The following is a 20,590-nucleotide window of genomic DNA, read 5'->3' on the forward strand; positions in this document are numbered from 1 at the left end:
CCTCCTACATTACTGCCCCATCTGAAGCGTACGCATCAGCATTTGTTTACTGGCATCGGCAACCTGCACGTTGGTCTGGTAGGCCCGCGATGCCGAAATCATGTTCGCCATTTCTTCCATGACATTCACGTTCGGTTTGAAGATATACCCTTCTTCATTCGACATTGGATGATCAGGGTTATATTCCGCCCGTAATGGCTTTTGGCTTTCCACAATACCGTCAATGTTGACCGGCACACTTTCCCCTTGCTGTTTGAAGCGATTAAGCTCCGCAGAGAAAATCGGATGCCGAGCTCGATACGTTTCTTCCGCAGAACTGCTCACCGAGTTGGCATTGGCCAGGTTGCTTGATGTGGTGTTCAATCGTACTGACTCGGCACTCATCGCCGATCCCGACACGTTAAAAATATTAAACAAACTCATCGATTATTTCCCATTCAATGCCTTCTTCATGTTCTTGAACTTAGAGCCAAGAAAGTCCAGTGAGGCTTGGTATTCTAGTGCGTTCTGCATGAACAAATTCTTTTCTAATTGCGCATCAACCGTGTTGCCATCGCCAGTGTCTGGTTGCGTGGGGATACGGTATTTCTTTTCCCCCATCACCTGGCTAGAGGCAGCAATGTGCCGCTCATTGGTGCGGCTTAGGCCAATACTTGCCTCGGATGTTGCCGCTTTTAAGGCGCGTTGAAAGTCGATGTCTTGCGCCTTGTAACCTGGCGTGTTGGCATTCGCAATGTTGCTAGACAGGGTTTCTGCCCGCTTGCCTCTAACGCCAACTGTGTGCTGGTGCACACCAAGTGCATTGTCAAATGTGATCGCCATGGACAACCTCCGAGTTCTTACTGCATGTAATCAAGCAAACAGGGTGCCAAGTTTTCAACAAGGCCTTGTTTTTGTCTTCAGCTCAGGTGGGACGCGGGGTGAGAGACAGGAATGTCTATCGATAAAATGTGAGAGAGCGGCAGAGAGATGTAAAAAGCGGCAAACCATGTGCCGCTTTGCCGCCTGCTATTTAAGCTTATAGATAATGCCGGGGTTACAGCGGATCATTTCAAACTTGTCGGTTAACCCCGTGAGTGACTCCGACGCGCCCAAGATCAAGTAACCGCCAGGATTCAATGCCCCCGCCATCTGATTCAACACTTTGGCTTTCATATCAGGTGAAAAGTAGATCAGTACATTACGACAAAAAATGATGTCGAATTTGCCTAACAGACTATAGCTTTCCATCAAGTTTTGCGGGCGGAACGTCACCATGCGCTTGATATTTTCTTTCACCCGCATTTTGCCATCTCCCACGTCCTCGAAAAAGGTACGTCGACGTTCCGGCGACAGTCCGCGTCCCAGTGCCAAGTTGTCGTATATCCCCTGGCGACACGCCTCCAGCATGGATGTCGATATATCAGTCGCGGTGATACTCACGCTTCCAAGCATGCCAGGTTTGCGTTGCTGGGTTTCCGCCACTGTCATGGCAATGGAGTAGGGCTCCTGCCCTGAGGAGCTTGCTGAAGACCAGATTTTTATCGGCTTACGAGATTTGGCTAGCTCGGGTAACAAACGATGTGCCAGCACTTCATACGGATAAGTATCGCGAAACCATAAGGTTTCATTGGTGGTCATCGCATCTATCGCAGCGACTGCCAGCTCGCGATTACGTCCAGTGGTGACTGACTTTATCAACTCTGACAGCGACCCCAAGCCAAATTTATTCACCAGCGGGCTCAAGCGGCTACGTACCAGGTACTGCTTGCTATCTCCTAGTACGATCCCACACTTGGCTTCGAGATGTTTGCAAAAGTCTCGATATTCTTGGTCACTGATTGCTACATTTGTCATTAATTAACTCAATCGCTCTGGTTGGGTTACGACTTAACCGCCTCGAGTACGGCAGAGCCCAATTCATCAGGGTCGAACTTCGCAATAAACGAGTTAGCCCCGACACGCTGAACCATGGCCTCGTTAAATACCCCACTCAATGATGAATGCAATACTACATGAAGATCCTTGAGACTCGAATCTTTTCTAATCTCGGTTGTGAGGGTATACCCATCCATTTCAGGCATTTCGATATCGGATATCACCAAGGCAAGTTGACTGTAGATGCTTCCCTCGGCGGCCATTTCTTTCAGTTTTTCTAACGCTTCTTTGCCATCTTGTACCAAGATAACGTCATACCCGACGCTTTCAACCGCGCGCTTCACCTGACGGCGTGCGACGCTGGAGTCATCGGCCACTAACACCTGGCTAGGCGCACTTTCTTCCCGCTCTTGCCGTTTCGAGAGTACTTCCTCACTCACATCTTCATTCACAGGCGCGATTTCATTGAGAATTTTTTCAACGTCGAGCACTTCCACCAACTCGTTATCAATTTCGGTGACCGCGGTGAGGTAGTGCGATCGCCCTGTCCCTTGCGGGGGAGGAAGAATTTTTTCCCAGTTCATATTGACGATACGCTCGACCGAGCCGACTAAAAAGCCCTGCATGGAACGGTTAAACTCGGCAATAATCACAAAGCGGTTCTCTGGATCGGGAATAGCTGGCCCGCCAGTTGCTAGGCTCATGTCGATGACAGAGACGGTTTGACCGCGGATGTGGGCCACTCCTTTCACCAAAGGATGCAAATTTGCCATTGCGGTGAGCCGTGGGCACTGCAACACTTCTTTGACTTTAAAAACATTAATGCCAAAGCGCTGTTTTCTCATCAGGCGGAAAGTCAACAGCTCTAACCGGTTTTGTCCTACCAGCTGTGTACGCTGGTTGACCGAATCAAGAACACCACCTGTCATAAGATAAACTCCATATTGCCCCGTTTTTTTTGTAGAGTAGCATGGTAATCATAGTGGGTAATCACATGACTCTCGAGAAAAGAAGGGATTTTTTTTCTTAACGTCCGCTACTGATGGATTGAACTATGTCCAAGATATTACGTTTATTTATCGTCGTTTGGCTTACAAGCTTTAGCCTAAGTATAGCTGCTGCGACAGTAAGTCAAATTGAAGCGGTGCAAGAAGCCGCGGAGGCGCATGTCGCCAGTATTATTTCGCTGCCTGAAAATGGCGAACTCAACATCGCGGCGGGGAACCTTGATTCGCGCATGCGCCTAACCGATTGCCCCGTGCCACTCGATACCAAAGTGCCAGGCCGTCAACAGATTAATACCTCGGTCACCGTAATGGTGTCTTGTGATCGAGACAACTGGCAAGTGTATATTCCGGTTAAAATCGAGTTGATGACCCCCTCGGTTGTCGCAAAGCGACCACTCAATCGTGGCATGACTATTGCTTCGAATGATCTAGCCGTTCAAATGGTAAATAGTCGGTTTCAACGCGGGCATACCTATACGCAACCCGCGCGTTTAATTGGCTCTAAAGTCAAACGAACCGTGGGAATAGGTGAACCGATCAGCAGTAACGATGTCTGCGCCGTGTGTCGAAATGATGACGTTTTGATCACTGCGCAAGGAAACGGACTGAACATTGTTGCAAAAGGCACGGCATTAAGTGATGGCGCTCTAGGTGAGCAAATAAAAGTGAAGAACAATAAATCTAACCGGATTGTCGATGCTACAATCTCAGCGGTCGGCGAAGTAACGGTTAATTTCTAACTTTTTACGTCACAATGCTAAAGTAACAGCAAGGTATGCCGATATGCTGAGCAACGGACTCAAAAAGCGACTGACAGTAAGGCGATGTTATGGCGAGTATTGACCAACTACGTGGTAATCAGCAACCCCTGACCACAACTCGTAATACGAGTAACCAGACCAAAACACAAGAAACGCAAAGCGGCTCAGTCCGTGAACAGCAAGGGGTAAAACCCCAAGACGACGCTGTTTCACTCAGCCAACAAAGCCAAGTGATCGATAAAATGAATCAGAAAATGGCATCTGAGCCCTACTTTGATAGCGCCAAGGTTGATCAAATCAAGCAAGCGATATCAAACGGCTCTTACAAAGTAGATCCTGATAAGCTCGCCGCAAACATGATGCGTTTCGAGAACGATCTCAACGACAGCTAAGCTGATTGGAGTGGTTATGACCCCTACTGCGCCTTTAACAACCTTGGTTGAACAGCAACTCGAGCGAGTCCAAGCGCTACAAAGCGTGCTCGAGCAAGAAGCCGGTGTCATTGCCAGCCGCTCCTCTGAAGATATCGAAGCAATAGCCAAGCAAAAACAGTCGCTTATCAACGAAATTCAACGTAATGATGCGCAAATTAGTCGTCACCCAGAACGCGATTTACTTAACCATGATGAAACGTTAAGTGAACACGTGAATGCCATTCAAGCCACCCTCTCAGCCTGCAAACAGCAAAATGAAACCAATGGCATCGCGCTTCAGCGCGCGAGTCTGAGTATTCATCGCCTGCGCAACCTGTTCCAAGAAAGCGGTGGTAAGTCAGAATTGACCTATAATCAAGACGGCAATGCGTCGGGGAGAAAAACCCTAGGCACTAACGTTAAAGCATAACGTCTTTCCTACGAACAACGACCACGCTCCAAGCCACCACACCGGCCACCTATTTGTCTCGCTTTTCTTGCCTATCTTATCGGAGCACAATCGTCTGCCTGTTTTTTGTCGACTCTGGCTTGCTCCCTAAGATGGCCTAACGCGCTATCGCGCCACGGTGGTGCCTGACTCAAGCACAAAAAAAGCGAGCATAGTGCTCGCTCTCCATCTAAAGGCATACGTCGTTTTTACACCCTGCCTGCTTAAGTGCCAAGATGTTGGCGTCATCCTTCTCATTTGATCAAAGCAAGACGCCCTAGTGGCTAGAAAATAATATTATTGTTATTCGGTACAGGCTGCGATTCGCCATAGCGTTTCATTTTCTGCATGGTATCGAGATCGAGTTCGAGTTCAGTGACGTAACTGTCACCCACTTTATAACTGGCCACCACTTCTGCGCCGCGAATAATACCATCCACCGCGCCCTGGGTCGTGTCGCGGCCTAAACTTTGATCATCAACGCGTGCACGGCTGCTAACCCGCAAGCCATATACTTGTTCACTCAATTCTTTGTACGCATCCACTTTAGAGGCACGCATGGCCCGGGTTTCTTTTTCTTCTTGGGTTGCGCCTTGTTGTGCACTAATTGACGCCATTCCCACCGCCGAGATGATGTTTTCTTCTTTCATCTTAGTTAATGGCTGACAGGCTGACAGCATCAGCAAGATTGCGATGACAAATCCGTGTTTCGTAAACATTTATCTACCTTACTCTTTCCTGTACTAAGGTTTTAGCACCACTGTCTCTCGCTTCACGCGGTTTTGATCGTCTCGAATAATCACGCCATCGCGTTTGCGAACCTTGTATAAACTATCAATATCACGCCCAATACGATCGGCCGGCAAGAAGCCTTGCGCCGAGGCAACCACCACGCGAGATTCCATACCGATTACCCGGGCATTAACTAATACCCCGCCGCCTTGACGCAACATAGTCCCCGTCAATACATAATCGATTTGTTGTTCAGGGTTAAGTTCTTTCCAGTCTCGGCTAATGGTAAAATCACCATCTTCCGTCACCCGAATCGCGCCCGTCGATTTAAAGTCAATCACCGTAAAGCCGCGGCGCTGCATTTGATAAATCAGTCCCTCGGTGACGGTATTACCTAACCAGTTGGTCTCATCCATTTTTTGCAAATCAACAAACGAAGTGACCGCCAGGGGCGTTCGCGCTGTCAAATACGCATTGGTGGCTAACAGCTCATCGGCCATACTGTTTAGAAAGTAATCAAGCGTGTGACGTGGCCGCTGCTTAAGGAAAAACTCACTGCCCGAATACGGCTCTTTGCCGTTATAAATTGGCGTGTAAGCACAGCCTGTTACCAATAGCGCTACTATCGCCACTATCCACTTTTTCATCGTATCATGCTCCGCGCTCAGTCATCGATGTGAGACAAGTGTGTCATTAAGGGTATCGGTTGATTTGATGAAACCTTTACCTTTGATTGCTGGCTCTATTTAGGTACACAACTTGCATCAGCGTCTTTGCGTCATCTTTTTGGTAGGGCTTAACCCTACGCTCTAATAGATTGAAAGCAATTTCCATACCCACTAAGTGAGATCTTGACTATGAAAACCCTTTTGGCGCGGTTAACGCTCATTGTCAGCCTGAGTGTCGCTCCTTGGACACACGCGGCGTGGTATGAAGTATCGGCCAGTTCCCCCATACTCGAAAGCCAGCAAGCCGCCCGTGTTCGGGCACTTGAAGCCGCGACCTTTGATGCCATGCGCTTTGCCGGTGCCGATGTAGGCAGCTTGCAGCAACTCAAGCGTTTTTACTCGCAAGCTAAACCTGGTTATCAGTTTAGCGGCAATGCGGTACGCGAGGTACAAGTGTTAGAAGAAGGCACTCAAGGCGGCAATTATGTTGTCAATCTGCGCTTAGATATCTATCCATCGGCAAACGCTTGCCACAAAACCCAGTATAAAAAAGGCATGGTGTTAACACGTTTTCCGATTGTTTCACCCCAACAAGCCGCGTTAGGGGGCATTTATCAATTTGGCGATGACTTTTCGGTACTCCTCAACCGTGAGATAAAACAACACGCACAGAGCTTTGTCGGGCGTGGTATCGCCAATGTTGATGTCTCTCCTAATGCGCCCCGCACGGTGGCCATGTTAGCTGAAGACAAAGACGCTCAGTTTGTGATCACCGGCGCAATCACTGATCTGTCTGCCACGACGGACGCCAGTGGCTTTGGTGAGGCACAAAATAACCGCCAATTGGCCGTCAATGTCCAGGCAATGGACAGTGAGAGTGGTGAAGTCATATTTCAACGCCGCTATCGCGATGTTGCCCAATGGCCGTTTGAACGCCATAGCCAAGTCGATACCCAGACCGCGCGCTTTTGGCAATCCCCTTATGGGCAAATGGCACGCCGAATGAGTCGAAATATATTGTTAGACTTGGAGTCATCACTGTCTTGTCGCGCCAGTAAGCCAGAAATCGTCGCCCTCAAAGACAATATTGCACAAATAAATGTCGGGCGTATCAATGGGGTTAAACAAGGCGATCAACTGAACCTGTGGCACATTGCCTCGTTCACCGATGATTTAGGTATCGTACGTACTCAACGTCGAAAAAGCGGCATCACACTGACCGTTGCACGCGTTTATGAAAGCAGCGCGGAAGCCGTGGTTCAGCCCAATAACCTCAGCGGCAGCATACAAATCGGCGACATAGTGACCAAAGGGGTAAATTAAATGAAAACAGGCGCTTAAATCGCGCCTGTTTTTACGTATAATGTCGACACGCTCTCATAGCTCAACAGGATAGAGCAGTCGCCTCCTAAGCGATCGATCGGGGTTCGAGTCCCTGTGGGAGCGCCATTCCTTTCTGTATGGCTAAAACCAAGTCAAGGCCTGTGTATAGGTTGCCAGTAGCCAGAGGCTGGCCATCGCCATCACACCAGCGACAATATCATCCAGCATGATCCCTAAGCCACCGTGAACATGTTTATCCAGCCAGCTTATCGGCCATGGCTTAACCATATCGAAGAGGCGGAATAACACAAAGCCTGCTAAAACGGTTTGCCAGTCGGTGGTAGGCACCAACGCCATTGTCAGCCAAAAACCAACAAACTCATCCCAAACAATCGCTCCATGATCATGCACTTGCATGTCTTTCGATGCCCGACCACAGATAGCAATGCCCGCTAAGCTACCGACAATAATCGCCAACCACAGTGCAAGCGTTCCCCCAACGTTCACCAGCACCAGGTAGAATGGCACCGCAAACAAGGTACCGACGGTCCCCGGCACTATCGGTGATAAGCCACTGCCAAAGCCAAGTGCCAATAAATGATATGGATTGGTCAAGGATAAACGATGCTTAGGATCTGTCACGACGTGGCTCCTTAAAATGATCCCATCCAGACAGCACCCAATCGAGAGGCTGACTGTCTGCCACAAGTTCAAGGCGGTGGTTGCCGGTTATTTGCCCGATGCATTGCACATTGACTCCGCTGTGCTTAAGCGTTGTATCTAGCATCCCCCGATACATTTCCGGTACCGTAAAACAAAGCTCGTACTCCTCGCCACTGGTGAGGGCGAGTTTTTGTGCCTGCTCAGTATCGCCGACCTCCGCTAACAAAGACTCAGAAAGCGGCAGTTGCGTCACATCAACTTTTGCACCGACACCACTAGCGGTGAGGATGTGGGTTAAGTCTGCGTGTAAACCATCAGAAATATCAATCGCCGCTGACGCGATACCTCGCAATGCCTGTCCAGCGGTCACTCGTGGCTGAGCCCGATAATGACGATTGATCAATGTGGTTGCGCGGGCCTTATCAACCACTGGCTTGCCGAGAATATAATCGAGCCCGGCTTGGCTCTCACCCAGTGTGCCGGTCACAAAAAGCCAGTCTCCCGGCTTGGCGCCCGCACGAGTCAGCGCCTGCCCTTTAGGAACATGACCATGTAAGGTAATGGTGATGCTTTTGGGCCCACGTGTGGTATCGCCGCCAATGAGTTGGACTTGAAAATGCTCGGCAAGGGCGGTAAAGCCTTGGCAAAACCCTGCCACCCAAGCATCATCGGGCTCTGGTAATGTGAGCGCCAGAGAACACCACGCTGGCATTGCGCCCATTGCAGCCAGATCGCTTAAGTTAGAGGCTAACGCTTTATGCGCCACATCAGAGGCACTCGCAGTCGGAAGAAAATGGGTGCCCTCCACCAGCGTATCTGTGGTCACCACTAGCTGACAGCCTTCAGGGACCTCGACCAACGCACAGTCATCACCAATACCTAAAGCGACATCACGACGCTTGACCGGCTGACGAGCGAAGTAGTCGCGAATCAAATCAAATTCGTTGCGTGTCATAACTCGTATGTGTTGGATAAGAATAATAAAAAGGCCAGCAGTGCTGGCCTAGTCAGGAAGGGATTAGCGCAGCCGAGGGTACGCTTTATCCAAGACGCCATTAACAAACTTATGGCTGTCTTCTGCGCCAAAGCGTTTGGCCAGTTCCACGGCCTCATTGATAACCACTTTGTAGGGGACATCGTCGCACTTCATCAGCTCATACATTGCAAGGCGTAGTAAGGCGTGCTCCATATCATCTAAATCCTGCAAAGGACGGGATAGGTACGGGCGCATCTTACTATCAAGCTCTTGATGGCTAAGCGCTACACCGCTAAACAGATTACGAAAATAAGCAACATCCGTTTCTGGTTCACGTAGAAGCGGCTCTGTTTTCTGATGCTCGTCTTCTTCTTCGTATTTATCTGCGGCAAGAAACGCGGCTTCAATATCAGCGACATTGCCTTGCGCTAGCTGCCATGAATAGATGGCTTGCAATGCAAACTGACGTGCATTACGTCGTGCGGCTGGTTTCACTTTAACCCCCATTTAGGATTCAATTTGGGACAGAACATTCACCATTTCAAGCGCGCTCAGTGCAGCCTCTGCCCCTTTGTTACCAGCCTTGGTACCTGCGCGTTCGATCGCTTGCTCAATGGTGTCTACCGTCAGCACACCAAAGGCGACTGGGGTTTCAAACTCCAGTGCAACTTGTGCTAACCCTTTATTACATTCTCCGGCGACATAGTCAAAATGCGGTGTGCCACCACGGATCACCGATCCGAGTGCCACAATCGCGTCATAGCGACCGCTCTTGGCGAGCTTTTGGGTCACCACAGGCAACTCGTAGGCACCTGGGCAACGCACCACGGTGATATTATCGTCGTTGACTTGGCCTTGGCGCTTCAGTGCGTCAACCGCACCATCCAGCAAACTCTCGTTGATAAAGCTATTAAAGCGAGAGATAACAATAGCAACCTGCGCGTTGGGCGCGGCAAATGCCCCTTCGATTACGTTCATGAGCCTTCCTGTGACTTGCTTTCCGGAATGAGAAACCGCGCGATTCTACCACATTTTTATCCGATGGCACCATGTTCCGTGCCAGTCGATGATGGTGCTAATCGCGCGCCCCGTTTGTCTATCTTATTCGGTGACGTATTCCACCACGTTCAGGCCAAAGCCTGACAAGGCATGATAACGCTTGGTCGACGACGACAGCAGGCGCATTTGCTTGACACCAAGATCCGCCAATATTTGCGACCCAATCCCCACTCGGCGAGAGGTCCCCTGCCATTTAGCGCCGGCGGGTTTCTCACCTTTATCTTGCGCTTCAAACGCTTTCACTTTGTTGATAATGGCATCGCTGGTTTCTTCTTTACCCAGAATCACCAACACCCCGCCTTCATCGCTAACCCTTTGCATCGCGCGGGTCAGACTCCAGCTGCGCTCAGCCGTCCGATCAGATTGGAGCACATCGGTAAAAGTGTCTTGCAGATGCACACGCACCAGGGTGGGATCGGCGGTCACCTCGCCTTTACACATCGCATAATGGATTTGGTTATCAATGGTGTCGCGGTAGGTGACTAAATCAAACTCACCAAATTCCGTCGGCAATTTACAAGACGCCACCCGTTCAATGGTCGTCTCGTTGAGATTACGGTATTCAATCAAATCGGCAATGGTGCCCAGCTTGATGCCGTGTTTGTCACAGAATACTTCCAAGTCTGGGCGACGCGCCATGGTGCCGTCTTCATTTAAGATCTCAACGATCACGGAAGCAGGACTATAGCCACCTAAACGGGCCAGATCGCACCCCGCTTCGGTGTGGCCAGCACGGGTGAGCACCCCTCCTTCTTGCGCCATCAAGGGGAAGACGTGGCCCGGCTGCACCAAGTCAGCCGCTTTAGCGTCGGGAGTAACCGCGGCTTGCACGGTGCGTGCGCGGTCGGCCGCCGATATCCCGGTGGTAACACCCTCTGCCGCTTCAATCGACACGGTAAACGCGGTGGAAAATTGCGCATTATTGTCCGACACCATCAAAGGCAACCCAAGTTGCTGGCAGCGCTGCTGGGTCAGCGTCAAACAAATCAACCCTCGGCCATGCGTGGCCATAAAGTTGATCGCTTCTGGGGTCACTGCTTCTGCCGCGATGATCAAATCACCTTCATTCTCGCGATCTTCGTCATCCATCAACACCACCATTTTGCCTTGGCGGATATCGTCAATGATTTCTTGAGCGCTACTAATTGCCATCTTGGGATCCTTATTTCAAAAAGCCGGAACGGGCCAATGTGTCTAGACTGACACCCGTTGATTGTATCGGTTCAGCGGCCTTGTCACCGAGCATCAATCGCTCAAGGTAACGGGCAATGACATCGACTTCGATGTTTACCTTACGCCCAGGCGCAAAGTGCTGAATAGTGGTTTTCTCAGCCGTGTGCGGCACGATGGTGAGTTTAAACGCACTGCCGTTCACCTCGTTCACCGTCAAACTGATTCCATCCACCGTGATAGAGCCTTTCAATGCCACATACTTGGCGAGTTCAGTCGGTAGTGCAATCCAGTACTCCCAGGCGCGGCCAGTTTGGCTAACGGAGGTTACTTCTCCCAAGCCATCAACATGCCCCGAAACCATATGGCCGCCAAAACGGGTGGTAGGTAGCATGGCTTTTTCAAGGTTAACGCTATCTCCTACCGACAAGGCGCCCAGCGATGAACGCGCCAAGGTTTCGGAGGAGACATCCGCGCTATAGCCCGTTGCGGTCAATGCGACGACAGTCAAGCACACCCCGTTGGTGGCAATGCTGTCACCCAGGTTGACGTCCGAGAGATCAAGCGCACCGCTGTCGATCGTCAGAGTAACGTCTTGTCCCCGACGACTCAGGGTTTGTACGCGCCCTATCGCTTCAATAATTCCAGTAAACATTGTTCTTAATACTCTTGCGTAATTACGGCATGCTCAGAGAGGCTCGCCCGTAAGCGGACATCGTCACCGACAGTCTTTACCTGGTTAAAGTGGAAACGTGGCGCGTCATCCATCGACTCTAATCCGCCTAATGCGACCAAAGGACGGCTATCGGCCCCTAATAATACCGGCGCTTGGTAGACAATCAGCTCATCCACCAAGGATTCACTCAGCAGCTGGCTTGCCAGCCTCGCGCCTGCTTCCACCCATATTTTGTCAATATCATGTTCCGCCAATGCGCGAAGGATAGTGATGAGCGATGCATCGGGCATCACCCATTCTTGCACGTTATCTGGCCACGCTTTATTACTCGGCGTATCAACAATACGGATCACGTTGCCCTCAAGTTGATAGACACTCGCTTCCGGCACGGTTTGGTTGTGTTTATCCAAGATCACACGTGTCGGTTGGCGTCGCGTCGATTGAGGATAATGGTCGAGGACAGCACGAGGAAGTTGGTTGTCACGGATATTGAGGCTCGGGTTATCCGCAATCACCGTGGCACTGGTCGATAGAATCGCACTCGCTTGCGCGCGAAATGCTTGCACATCGGCGCGCGCGGGTTCCCCAGTGATCCATTTACTGTGCCCATTCGCCAAGGCGGTGCGCCCATCGAGGCTCCCTGCCAGTTTGAGCTGCACATAGGGCATTTTAGTTTGCATACGTTTGATAAAACCGGGGTTCAGCGCGTTGGCGCGCTCGGCCATCACGCCCACAACCACCTCAATGCCGGCTTCTTGTAACCGTGTGATACCACGTCCAGCTACTTGCGGGTTTGGGTCTTGCATCGCGCACACGACGCGGCTAACGTTGGCAGCAATCAACGCATCGCAACACGGCGGCGTGCGACCATAGTGAGAGCAAGGCTCTAAGGTGACGTAAGCTGTCGCCCCTTGTGCGCGTGCTCCCGCAGCCTTTAATGCATGTACTTCAGCGTGCGGGCCGCCGGGGGCAATATGAAACCCTTCACCGACCACTTCGTCGCCCTGTGCAATCACACAACCGACATTAGGATTAGGCGTGGTGGTATAACAGCCTTGGGCCGCGAGCGCTAACGCGCGCATCATCATGGTTGTATCCCGATCGCTTTGACTCATTTTTGCAACCGTGCGATTTCTTCGCCAAATTCACGAATGTCCTCAAAACTGTGATACACAGAGGCAAAGCGAATATAAGCCACTTTATCGAGCTCCTTGAGCGCTTCCATGACCAAGTTCCCTACCATGGCAGAGCCAATTTCGCGCTCTCCGGTGGCACGCAAACGTGACTTTATACTGTTGATCGCTTTTTCAATATCATCCGCGCTCACTGGACGCTTTTCTAATGCGCGTTGAATGCCGCCACGCAGTTTCTCTTCGTCAAACGGCTCTCGGTTACCGTTGGTCTTAATCACCCGTGGCATCACTAATTCCGCCGTTTCGAACGTGGTATAACGCTCTGCGCACGCCAAACACTGGCGGCGACGGCGAACTTGGTGACCATCAGCCACAAGACGAGAATCGATCACTTTGGTGTCGGTAGCACCACAGAATGGACAGTGCATGAGTGTCGCCTCCTCAATATCGTCTTGCTAGTGTAACCGATTTGTAGCGATGAAAAAGCCTATCGAAGAGGACTTTATGGTGGTTTTGTGTGCTAAACAAAGCCAGTGAGGCACATCGTGTCGATAAAAACAAAAAAGACGCCCGAAGGCGCCTTATAACCTATTCATTTCCGTGTCATTAATTAGGCATACACAGGCAGGCGACGGCAAATCGCTTGGACTTTTTCTTTGGTCTCGGCAATCACTTGCTCATTATCGATATTATCCAAGACATCACACATCCAATGCGCAAGCTGCTCAGCATCTTGCTCAGTAAAGCCACGACGTGTAATGGCTGGGGTGCCCACACGAATACCAGAGGTGACAAACGGGCTGCGTGGGTCGTTCGGCACACTGTTTTTGTTCACAGTGATATTAGCCGCGCCCAGTGCTGCGTCTGCTTCTTTTCCGGTAATGTCTTTATCGATAAGATCAACCAGCAACAAATGATTATCGGTTGAGCCTGATACTATTTTGTAGCCACGCGCTTGGAAGCCTTTGACCATCGCGCGAGCATTATCAATCACACGCGCTTGGTAAGCCTTAAACTCAGGCTCCATCGCCTCTTTAAACGCCACCGCTTTACCCGCAATCACATGCATCAAAGGGCCACCCTGGCCACCTGGGAACACGGCGGAGTTGAGCTTTTTATAAAGGTCTTCACCCGCATTCGACAGGATCAAACCACCACGAGGGCCCGCAAGCGTTTTGTGGGTAGTGGTCGTCACCACATGCGCGTGTGGCAATGGATCTGGATATACGCCTGCCGCAATTAAACCCGCGACGTGCGCCATATCGACCAACAGCCATGCGCCCACTTTATCGGCGATTTCACGCATGCGCTTCCAATCCACCACTTGTGAATAAGCTGAAAAGCCACCGATGAGCATTTTGGGCTTGTGCTCCAGCGCAAGCTGTTCCATTTGCTCATAGTCAATTTTACCCGCTTCATCGATACCGTAAGGGATGACATGGTAATGCTTACCAGAAAAGTTGACCGGCGAGCCATGAGTCAGGTGACCACCATGCGCCAAGCTCATTCCCAGAACCGTATCTCCGGGGTTGAGCAGGGCCATATATACCGCGCTATTTGCTTGTGAACCTGAGTGAGGCTGCACATTCGCATACTCACAACCAAACAGCTCACACGCGCGCTCAATCGCCAGCGCTTCAGCTTTATCGACATACTCACACCCACCGTAATAGCGCTTGCCGGGATAGCCTTCCGCGTACTTGTTGGTCAGTTGAGAGCCTTGCGCTTCCATGACGCGTGGGCTGGTGTAGTTTTCTGATGCGATCAGCTCAATGTGTTCTTCCTGACGTGCCGTTTCTTCTTCAATGGCGGCGAACAGGGCGGGATCGTAATCCGCAATCTTCATGTCACGCTTTAGCATTTGTCTCTCCTGACTTAACATTGGCGGGCAATTACCCATAAAGCAAACGCTAGGGCTTTTTCAGCTCACCTAGCAAAAACCGGCGCAGTGGCGATGGCTTAGATCACGCCTTGGCTTAGTCGCCTTAAGATGACAAATCAAAGCGATTAAGCCAAGGAAAATCGTTCGCCACACCAGCACTACGCAAACGTTTTCGTTACCGCTATGACTGCGTTTGCTATTCTACAAAAAATCCAACCTATCAGGTAGCCTGCGTCACAATTTTTTATTGCTCATGGCAATCGTAATGGTCGGGCGTCAACGAACATAGTCGGTGTAAAGGTTTTACAGCTGAGTATCATAATGCTGACATTCTACATTCAAGTGATTTACCTCCCCGCCTTTCTCTTCGTCCTAATTGGCGATAAAATCCGCGCCCGATTATCCCATTAACTTTTTACCGCCAGCCCTTTGGGTTTTGGCGGGCTTTTTGTTGTTATCACGTTTTTGTTGTTGTCACGCTAATAAGTAGGGAGAAGCCGTGTGAGTCAGTATCAACACAGCTTTAAAGAAGACATTATTGCTATCGCCTCTGGCGCGTTCTTAGTCGCCCAAGGGGTGTTTTTCTTGCAACAAGCCGGACTTTTAACGGGCGGAACCACAGGGCTGGCTCTGTTGGTCAGCCAATTTACAGACTTGTCCTTCGGTACCCTGTACTTTCTGTGTAATTGCCCGTTTTATTTGATGGCATGGTTTCGCATGAGTCCACGCTTCGCACTGCGCAGCTTACTTGCGGGGGGCGCGGTATCGGTGATGGCTGACCATATTGCCTATTTCTTTGAAATTACCTGGCTGGCACCTGCGTACTGTGCCGTCATTGGTGGGTTGCTAATGGGCGTCGGCATGTTGATGATCTTCCGTCACAACGCCAGCTTGGGCGGCTTTAACGTCTTGGTGCTCTATTGTCAGGACAAGTTTGGGATCTCGGCAGGAAAGCTACAAATGGGCATCGACTGCACCATCCTCGCGTTATCTTTCTTCCTTATCGACCTCAACCTCTTGATGTGGTCGGTGGTTGGCGCGATTGTGCTCAACTTAGTCTTGGCGATGAATCATAAGCCCGGGCGCTATCAGGCGCATCCTGCTAACCCCGGGGCTTGAGCGCCCTCTCAACGCTAATCAATCCGACAGCACGGCGCAAAACAACAAAGCCAAGCATGATGCTTGGCTTTTTACTACTGATCGTATTCGCTTATAGCGCGTGATTAAATCGCTTCTTCGTCTTCTTCACCGGTACGGATGCGCACCACGCGCTCAACATCAAAGACAAAGATTTTGCCATCACCGATTTTACCGGTTTGTGCGGTATCAATAATGGTATCCACACACTGCTCAGCCACATCGTTACTGACGATCACTTCAAGCTTCACTTTCGGTAAAAAATCGACCATATATTCGGCGCCGCGATAAAGCTCAGTGTGGCCTTTTTGACGACCAAAGCCTTTTACCTCTGAGACGGTCATCCCCGTAATCCCCACGTCGGCGAGCGCTTCGCGTACGTCATCGAGTTTAAATGGCTTGATGATGGCTTCAATTTTTTTCATTCTGTTATCCCTCTCGTTGGCCGCTGGCCGGTCCTGATGGATCAAGTGTTTAGCTCAAATTGTATCGCAGCAGGATAAAAAATCATCCATCGATTCACGCATAACACGAAAAAGCCGCCAAACGATGGCGGCTTGTATCACATTTAAGGGTTACCCCAAGGTCACCCGCGCACTGCGGAACATACGCATCCACGCACTGTCTTCGCCCCAATCATCAGGGTGCCAAGAGTTAGCGACCGTACGGAATACCCGCTCAGGGTGGGGCATCATAATGGTTACACGGCCCGACTCAGTGGTCAGCGCGGTAATGCCACTTGGTGAGCCATTCGGGTTGGCCGGATACGCTTGTGTTGGCTGGCCGTGATTATCGGTGTAACGTAGCGCCACCGTGCCGGACGCTTCAATCGCCGCCAAATGCTCAGCATCGCGCACCTCCACGCGTCCCTCACCATGCGATACAGCTATGGGCATCCGTGACCCTGCCATCCCGGCAAAGAAGGCGGAGGGGCTTGATTGCACTTCCACCATGCTAAAGCGGGCTTCAAAGCGCTCCGACTCGTTACGAACAAATCGTGGCCAGTGTGCGGCCCCTGGGATCAATTCATGCAGGTTCGAAAGCATCTGACAGCCATTACACACACCAAGTGCTAAGGTGTCTTCACGCGTAAAGAAGGCACTAAATTGATCGCGCGCGCGGCTGTTAAACAATATTGATTTTGCCCAACCTTCACCGGCGCCCAACACGTCACCGTAAGAGAAGCCGCCACAGGCCACCAGCCCTTGGAAGCCGTCCAAACTGACACGTCCTGAGAGAATGTCACTCATGTGAACGTCCACGGCGTTAAATCCAGCGCGATCGAAGGCGGCTGCCATTTCCACATGCGAGTTCACGCCTTGCTCTCGCAAAATAGCCATGGTCGGTTGTTGACCGGTGGCGATATACGGCGCAGCGATGTCTTCGTGCACATCAAAGCTCAGGCTAGCGTGTAAACCAGGATCGACCGACTGCTTAGCGTCAAATTCTTGGCGAGCACAGTTAGGATTATCGCGACGCGCTTGCATCTGATACGTGGTTTCAGCCCAAATCTGACGTAAGTGCTGGCGACTGGCTTGATAGATAGGTACCTCACCGTGACGTAAGATAATCTCATCGCTATCACTTAGGCCGCCAATCAAGTGACTGCATGCGGTTAATTGATGTTCATCCAACACCGCATTAACACGCTCAAGATCTTGCGCCGCCACTTGGATCACCGCGCCCAGTTCTTCATTAAACAGTACCGACAAGGCATCGTCGCCTAAACGGGCGATATCCACGTCAATACCGGTATGACCGGCAAACGCCATTTCCGCCAAGGTAACGAACAGTCCGCCATCGGCTCGGTCGTGATACGCCAGTAGCTTTTGCTCTGCTACCAAGGTTTGCATCGCATGGAAAAAGCCTTTTAGGCGGGCGCTGCTGGTGACATCGGCAGGCTTATCGCCCAATTGATGATAAACCTGAGCCAACGCGGTTGCGCCCAGACGCTGCGCCCCTTCACCGAGGTCAATTACGATCAAGTGGCTATCACCTTTGTCGGTACGCAATTGTGGGGTTACAGTACGACGCACATCCTCCACGCGCCCAAAGGCGGTGATGATCAGCGACATCGGCGCGGTCACGGTTTTGTTTTCACCGTCTTGCTGCCACTGGGTTTTCATCGACATTGAGTCTTTACCCACTGGAATGGTCAGTGACAGCTCAGGACACAGCTCCTCACCCACGGCCTTGACCGCTTCGTACAAGCCAGCATCCTCACCTGGGTGCCCCGCCGCGGACATCCAGTTCGCAGACAGTTTAATGTTGGTCAGGCTACCAATATCGGCACAGGCGATATTGGTGAGTGCTTCTCCCACCGCCATACGGGCAGAGGCAGCAAAATCGAGTAAGGCGGCTGGGGTACGCTCACCCATCGCCATCGCTTCGCCGTGGTAACTGTCATAACTGGCCGCCGTCACCGCACAGTTGGCGACCGGTACCTGCCACGGGCCGACCATTTGGTCACGCGCAACCAACCCGGTCACCGAACGGTCACCGATAGTGATCAAGAAGGTTTTCTCCGCCACCGCCGGCAAGCGTAAAACACGCTCACAGGCATCCTTCAGCTCAATGCCTTGGGTGTTAAGCGCGGCACCTGTCACTTGCTGACGCGTCACATCCCGATGCATTTTGGGCGCTTTACCCAGCAAGATGTCCATCGGCATGTCGATGGGGGTATTGTCGAAGTGGTTATCTTCAAGCGACAAGTGACGCGCATCGGAGGCCTCACCAATCACCGCGTACGGCGCCCGTTCACGCTCGCACAAGGCTTCAAAACGCGCCATATTTTCGGGTTTGACCGCCAAGACATAACGCTCTTGTGACTCGTTACACCAAATGGCAAGCGGGCTCATTCCCGGCTCGTCATTAGGAATATCACGCAAATTAAAGCGTCCACCGCGGCCGCCATCATCGACCAGCTCTGGCATGGCATTGGACAAGCCACCCGCGCCCACATCGTGGATAAAGGCAATCGGGTTGTTGTCGCCAAGTTGCCAGCAACGATCAATCACTTCTTGGCAGCGACGCTCCATTTCTGGGTTCTCACGCTGTACCGAGGCAAAGTCTAAGTCTTCCGCCGACTGGCCTGATGCCATCGACGATGCCGCCCCGCCGCCAAGGCCGATGTTCATCGCCGGGCCACCTAACACAATCAGTTTGGCGCCCACATCTATCTCGCCTTTTTGCACATGGCCGTCGCGGATGTTACCCATTCCACCGGCGATCATGATGGGTTTGTGATAGCCACGCACTTCCTCACCGGCATGCGAGGTCACCCATTGCTCATAGGTACGGAAGTAGCCCAGCAAGTTAGGGCGACCGAATTCGTTGTTAAACGCCGCGCCGCCCAACGGGCCTTCCAGCATAATATCGAGCGCAGTGGCAATGCGCTCAGGCTTGCCATAATCGCGCTCCCACGGCTGAATAAAGCCCGGAATTTTAAGGTTAGAGACAGAAAAACCGACCAATCCCGCCTTAGGTTTGCCCCCGACACCGGTCGCCCCCTCGTCACGAATTTCACCGCCAGAGCCGGTCGCTGCGCCTGGCCACGGTGAAATCGCGGTGGGATGGTTATGGGTTTCCACCTTCATCAAAATATGAGCCGGCTCATGATGATATTGATAAGTGTGGCTCTCTGGAGTAGGGAAAAAGCGTCCAACGTTTGAGCCAGTCATCACGGCTGCGTTGTCTTTATACGCCGACAGCACGTTATCTGGGGTTTGCTCATAGGTGTTTTTGATCATCTTAAACAGCGATTTAGGCTGCTTTTCACCATCAATAGTCCAGTCGGCGTTAAAGATCTTGTGTCGGCAATGCTCTGAGTTAGCTTGCGCAAACATCATCAGTTCGATGTCGTTTGGGTTACGCCCCAGCTGGGTGAAGTTCTCGACCAGATAGTCAATTTCGTCTTCTGCCAGTGCCAACCCTAAGGCTTGGTTCGCCTCAACTAAGGCGGCTCGGCCACCGGAGAGAATGTCTACGCTATGCATCGGCGCAGGTTCCGCTTGCTCAAACAGCACCGCGGCGGCCTCAAGCTCATCGAACACAGCTTCCATCATCCGATCGTGCAACAATCCGACTAAGGTCGCGTGTTGCTCATTGGTCAAAGGTGCAGATAACTGAATATAGTACGCCGTCCCGCGCTCCAAGCGTTTGACCGCATCCAAGCCGCAGTTATGGGCAATATCGGTTGCCTTGGAGGACCACGGCGACAAGGTACCGGGGCGAGGCGTCACGAGAAACAATATGCCTTCCGGCGCGTGCGGCGATAAGGTTGGTCCATAAGTCAGCAGCTTTTCGAGCTTTTCGCGACTCGCGCTATCCAAAGGATGATACAAGTCGGCGAAATGAATAAACTCAGCATACAGTGCCGTGACAGGTAACTGGTGTGCTTGGCAGCTCGCCAGTAATTTGTTGACACGAAACTCAGACAGTGCGGGGGAACCACGCAAAATATCCATGTGCGTACGTCTCTCGTTAGCGGTAAATGAAAGGGGTATACCCAAGTTATCGCATCTTGGCACCATAACTTGGGTATCACCACCGGCATTGCCGCAATGGTTGCTCTCTCCGTTATCGTTAACGCTGACTCCCAGGGCAGTCCTCCCACGTTGCTCGGAGGTGTCGCCACGCCACACGCGCTTTAAGACTGGCGTTTTGCCTAAGCGGCCGCCATTATA

General features: G+C 51.5%; 22 protein-coding genes and 1 tRNA gene. 6 read left to right on the plus strand and 17 right to left on the minus strand.

Annotated elements, in window-relative coordinates; genetic code table 11:
• Nucleotides 1-9: 9 nt before the first annotated feature.
• The 4 genes from flgC to WN56_RS10580 form a co-directional block, all read right to left on the minus strand.
• Entirely contained in the window at nt 10-423 is a 414-nt protein-coding gene (gene flgC, locus WN56_RS10565; protein WP_046074967.1) for a flagellar basal body rod protein FlgC, read from the minus strand.
• 3 nt (nt 424-426) lie between these two features.
• Complete coding sequence (gene flgB / locus WN56_RS10570; protein ID WP_046074968.1) at nt 427-822, minus strand: flagellar basal body rod protein FlgB; 396 nt, start codon at nt 820-822, stop codon at nt 427-429.
• Nucleotides 823-1,008: 186 nt separating this feature from the next.
• Nucleotides 1,009-1,836, minus strand: coding sequence for a protein-glutamate O-methyltransferase (locus WN56_RS10575; protein ID WP_046074969.1), 828 nt, complete (start codon nt 1,834-1,836; stop codon nt 1,009-1,011).
• Between the two features lie 26 nt (nt 1,837-1,862).
• Entirely contained in the window at nt 1,863-2,786 is a 924-nt protein-coding gene (locus WN56_RS10580) for a chemotaxis protein CheV (RefSeq protein ID WP_046074970.1), read from the minus strand.
• A 125-nt stretch (nt 2,787-2,911) separates the two neighbouring features.
• Here WN56_RS10580 and flgA point away from each other — a divergent pair, with 125 nt between their 5' ends.
• The 3 genes from flgA to WN56_RS10595 all read left to right on the plus strand — a co-directional run bounded on the left by flgA (nt 2,912) and on the right by WN56_RS10595 (nt 4,468).
• On the plus strand, nt 2,912-3,604 hold the full coding sequence (gene flgA / locus WN56_RS10585) for a flagellar basal body P-ring formation chaperone FlgA (RefSeq protein ID WP_046074971.1): 693 nt from the start codon (nt 2,912-2,914) through the stop codon (nt 3,602-3,604).
• An 89-nt stretch (nt 3,605-3,693) separates the two neighbouring features.
• Complete coding sequence (gene flgM, locus WN56_RS10590; RefSeq protein WP_046074972.1) at nt 3,694-4,017, plus strand: flagellar biosynthesis anti-sigma factor FlgM; 324 nt, start codon at nt 3,694-3,696, stop codon at nt 4,015-4,017.
• A 16-nt stretch (nt 4,018-4,033) separates the two neighbouring features.
• Nucleotides 4,034-4,468, plus strand: a complete 435-nt coding sequence (locus tag WN56_RS10595; RefSeq protein ID WP_046074973.1) for a flagella synthesis protein FlgN — start codon at nt 4,034-4,036, stop codon at nt 4,466-4,468.
• A 302-nt stretch (nt 4,469-4,770) separates the two neighbouring features.
• Here WN56_RS10595 and WN56_RS10600 read toward each other — a convergent pair whose 3' ends face one another.
• Both WN56_RS10600 and WN56_RS10605 read right to left on the minus strand, forming a co-directional pair.
• The gene (locus tag WN56_RS10600; protein ID WP_046074974.1) at nt 4,771-5,205 is read right to left on the minus strand and encodes an LPP20 family lipoprotein; all 435 of its coding nucleotides are present in this window, start codon (nt 5,203-5,205) and stop codon (nt 4,771-4,773) included.
• A gap of 24 nt (nt 5,206-5,229) precedes the next feature.
• Complete coding sequence (locus tag WN56_RS10605; protein ID WP_046074975.1) at nt 5,230-5,865, minus strand: FlgO family outer membrane protein; 636 nt, start codon at nt 5,863-5,865, stop codon at nt 5,230-5,232.
• 210 nt (nt 5,866-6,075) lie between these two features.
• On the opposite strand from WN56_RS10605, the gene WN56_RS10610 reads away from it, so the two are divergent.
• Both WN56_RS10610 and WN56_RS10615 read left to right on the plus strand, forming a co-directional pair.
• The gene (locus WN56_RS10610) at nt 6,076-7,209 is read left to right on the plus strand and encodes a flagella assembly protein FlgT (protein WP_046074976.1); all 1,134 of its coding nucleotides are present in this window, start codon (nt 6,076-6,078) and stop codon (nt 7,207-7,209) included.
• A gap of 50 nt (nt 7,210-7,259) precedes the next feature.
• Nucleotides 7,260-7,335: transfer RNA gene (locus tag WN56_RS10615), tRNA-Arg, on the plus strand.
• A 15-nt stretch (nt 7,336-7,350) separates the two neighbouring features.
• Here WN56_RS10615 and pgpA read toward each other — a convergent pair.
• From pgpA to glyA, 9 genes are all read right to left on the minus strand, one after another.
• Nucleotides 7,351-7,851 carry a phosphatidylglycerophosphatase A gene (gene pgpA, locus WN56_RS10620; RefSeq protein WP_046074977.1) on the minus strand — a complete coding sequence of 167 codons (501 nt, stop codon included), beginning with the start codon at nt 7,849-7,851 and terminating at the stop codon, nt 7,351-7,353.
• Nucleotides 7,838-8,827 (minus strand): thiamine-phosphate kinase, encoded by a 990-nt coding sequence (thiL, locus tag WN56_RS10625; RefSeq protein ID WP_046074978.1) that lies wholly within the window; start codon nt 8,825-8,827, stop codon nt 7,838-7,840. The genes pgpA and thiL overlap by 14 nt, the downstream gene beginning before the upstream one ends.
• A 63-nt stretch (nt 8,828-8,890) precedes the next feature.
• Nucleotides 8,891-9,355 carry a transcription antitermination factor NusB gene (nusB, locus tag WN56_RS10630; protein ID WP_046074979.1) on the minus strand — a complete coding sequence of 155 codons (465 nt, stop codon included), beginning with the start codon at nt 9,353-9,355 and terminating at the stop codon, nt 8,891-8,893.
• Complete coding sequence (gene ribE / locus WN56_RS10635; RefSeq protein WP_046074980.1) at nt 9,356-9,826, minus strand: 6,7-dimethyl-8-ribityllumazine synthase; 471 nt, start codon at nt 9,824-9,826, stop codon at nt 9,356-9,358.
• A 123-nt stretch (nt 9,827-9,949) separates the two neighbouring features.
• Nucleotides 9,950-11,059 (minus strand): bifunctional 3,4-dihydroxy-2-butanone-4-phosphate synthase/GTP cyclohydrolase II, encoded by a 1,110-nt coding sequence (ribBA, locus tag WN56_RS10640; RefSeq protein WP_046074981.1) that lies wholly within the window; start codon nt 11,057-11,059, stop codon nt 9,950-9,952.
• 10 nt (nt 11,060-11,069) lie between these two features.
• A complete protein-coding gene (locus WN56_RS10645) occupies nt 11,070-11,732 on the minus strand; it encodes a riboflavin synthase (protein ID WP_046074982.1) in 663 nt (220 codons plus the stop codon).
• A gap of 5 nt (nt 11,733-11,737) precedes the next feature.
• A complete protein-coding gene (gene ribD, locus WN56_RS10650) occupies nt 11,738-12,868 on the minus strand; it encodes a bifunctional diaminohydroxyphosphoribosylaminopyrimidine deaminase/5-amino-6-(5-phosphoribosylamino)uracil reductase RibD (RefSeq protein WP_046074983.1) in 1,131 nt (376 codons plus the stop codon).
• Nucleotides 12,865-13,314: a transcriptional regulator NrdR gene (nrdR, locus tag WN56_RS10655; protein ID WP_046074984.1), complete on the minus strand. Its 450-nt coding sequence runs from the start codon at nt 13,312-13,314 to the stop codon at nt 12,865-12,867. The genes ribD and nrdR overlap by 4 nt, the downstream gene beginning before the upstream one ends.
• A 182-nt stretch (nt 13,315-13,496) precedes the next feature.
• A complete protein-coding gene (gene glyA, locus WN56_RS10660; RefSeq protein ID WP_046074985.1) occupies nt 13,497-14,747 on the minus strand; it encodes a serine hydroxymethyltransferase in 1,251 nt (416 codons plus the stop codon).
• Between the two features lie 522 nt (nt 14,748-15,269).
• On the opposite strand from glyA, the gene WN56_RS10665 reads away from it, so the two are divergent.
• Nucleotides 15,270-15,887, plus strand: coding sequence for a YitT family protein (locus tag WN56_RS10665; RefSeq protein ID WP_046074986.1), 618 nt, complete (start codon nt 15,270-15,272; stop codon nt 15,885-15,887).
• A gap of 104 nt (nt 15,888-15,991) precedes the next feature.
• Here the strand turns inward: WN56_RS10665 and glnB are convergent, their stop codons facing one another.
• Together glnB and purL are read right to left on the minus strand one after the other, a co-directional pair.
• A complete protein-coding gene (glnB, locus tag WN56_RS10670) occupies nt 15,992-16,330 on the minus strand; it encodes a nitrogen regulatory protein P-II (protein WP_046074987.1) in 339 nt (112 codons plus the stop codon).
• A gap of 150 nt (nt 16,331-16,480) precedes the next feature.
• Nucleotides 16,481-20,371 (minus strand): phosphoribosylformylglycinamidine synthase, encoded by a 3,891-nt coding sequence (purL, locus tag WN56_RS10675; protein WP_046074988.1) that lies wholly within the window; start codon nt 20,369-20,371, stop codon nt 16,481-16,483.
• Nucleotides 20,372-20,590 lie beyond the last annotated feature (219 nt).

Source organism: Salinivibrio sp. KP-1, assembly GCF_000968645.1.
Lineage (GTDB): Bacteria > Pseudomonadota > Gammaproteobacteria > Enterobacterales > Vibrionaceae > Salinivibrio > Salinivibrio siamensis.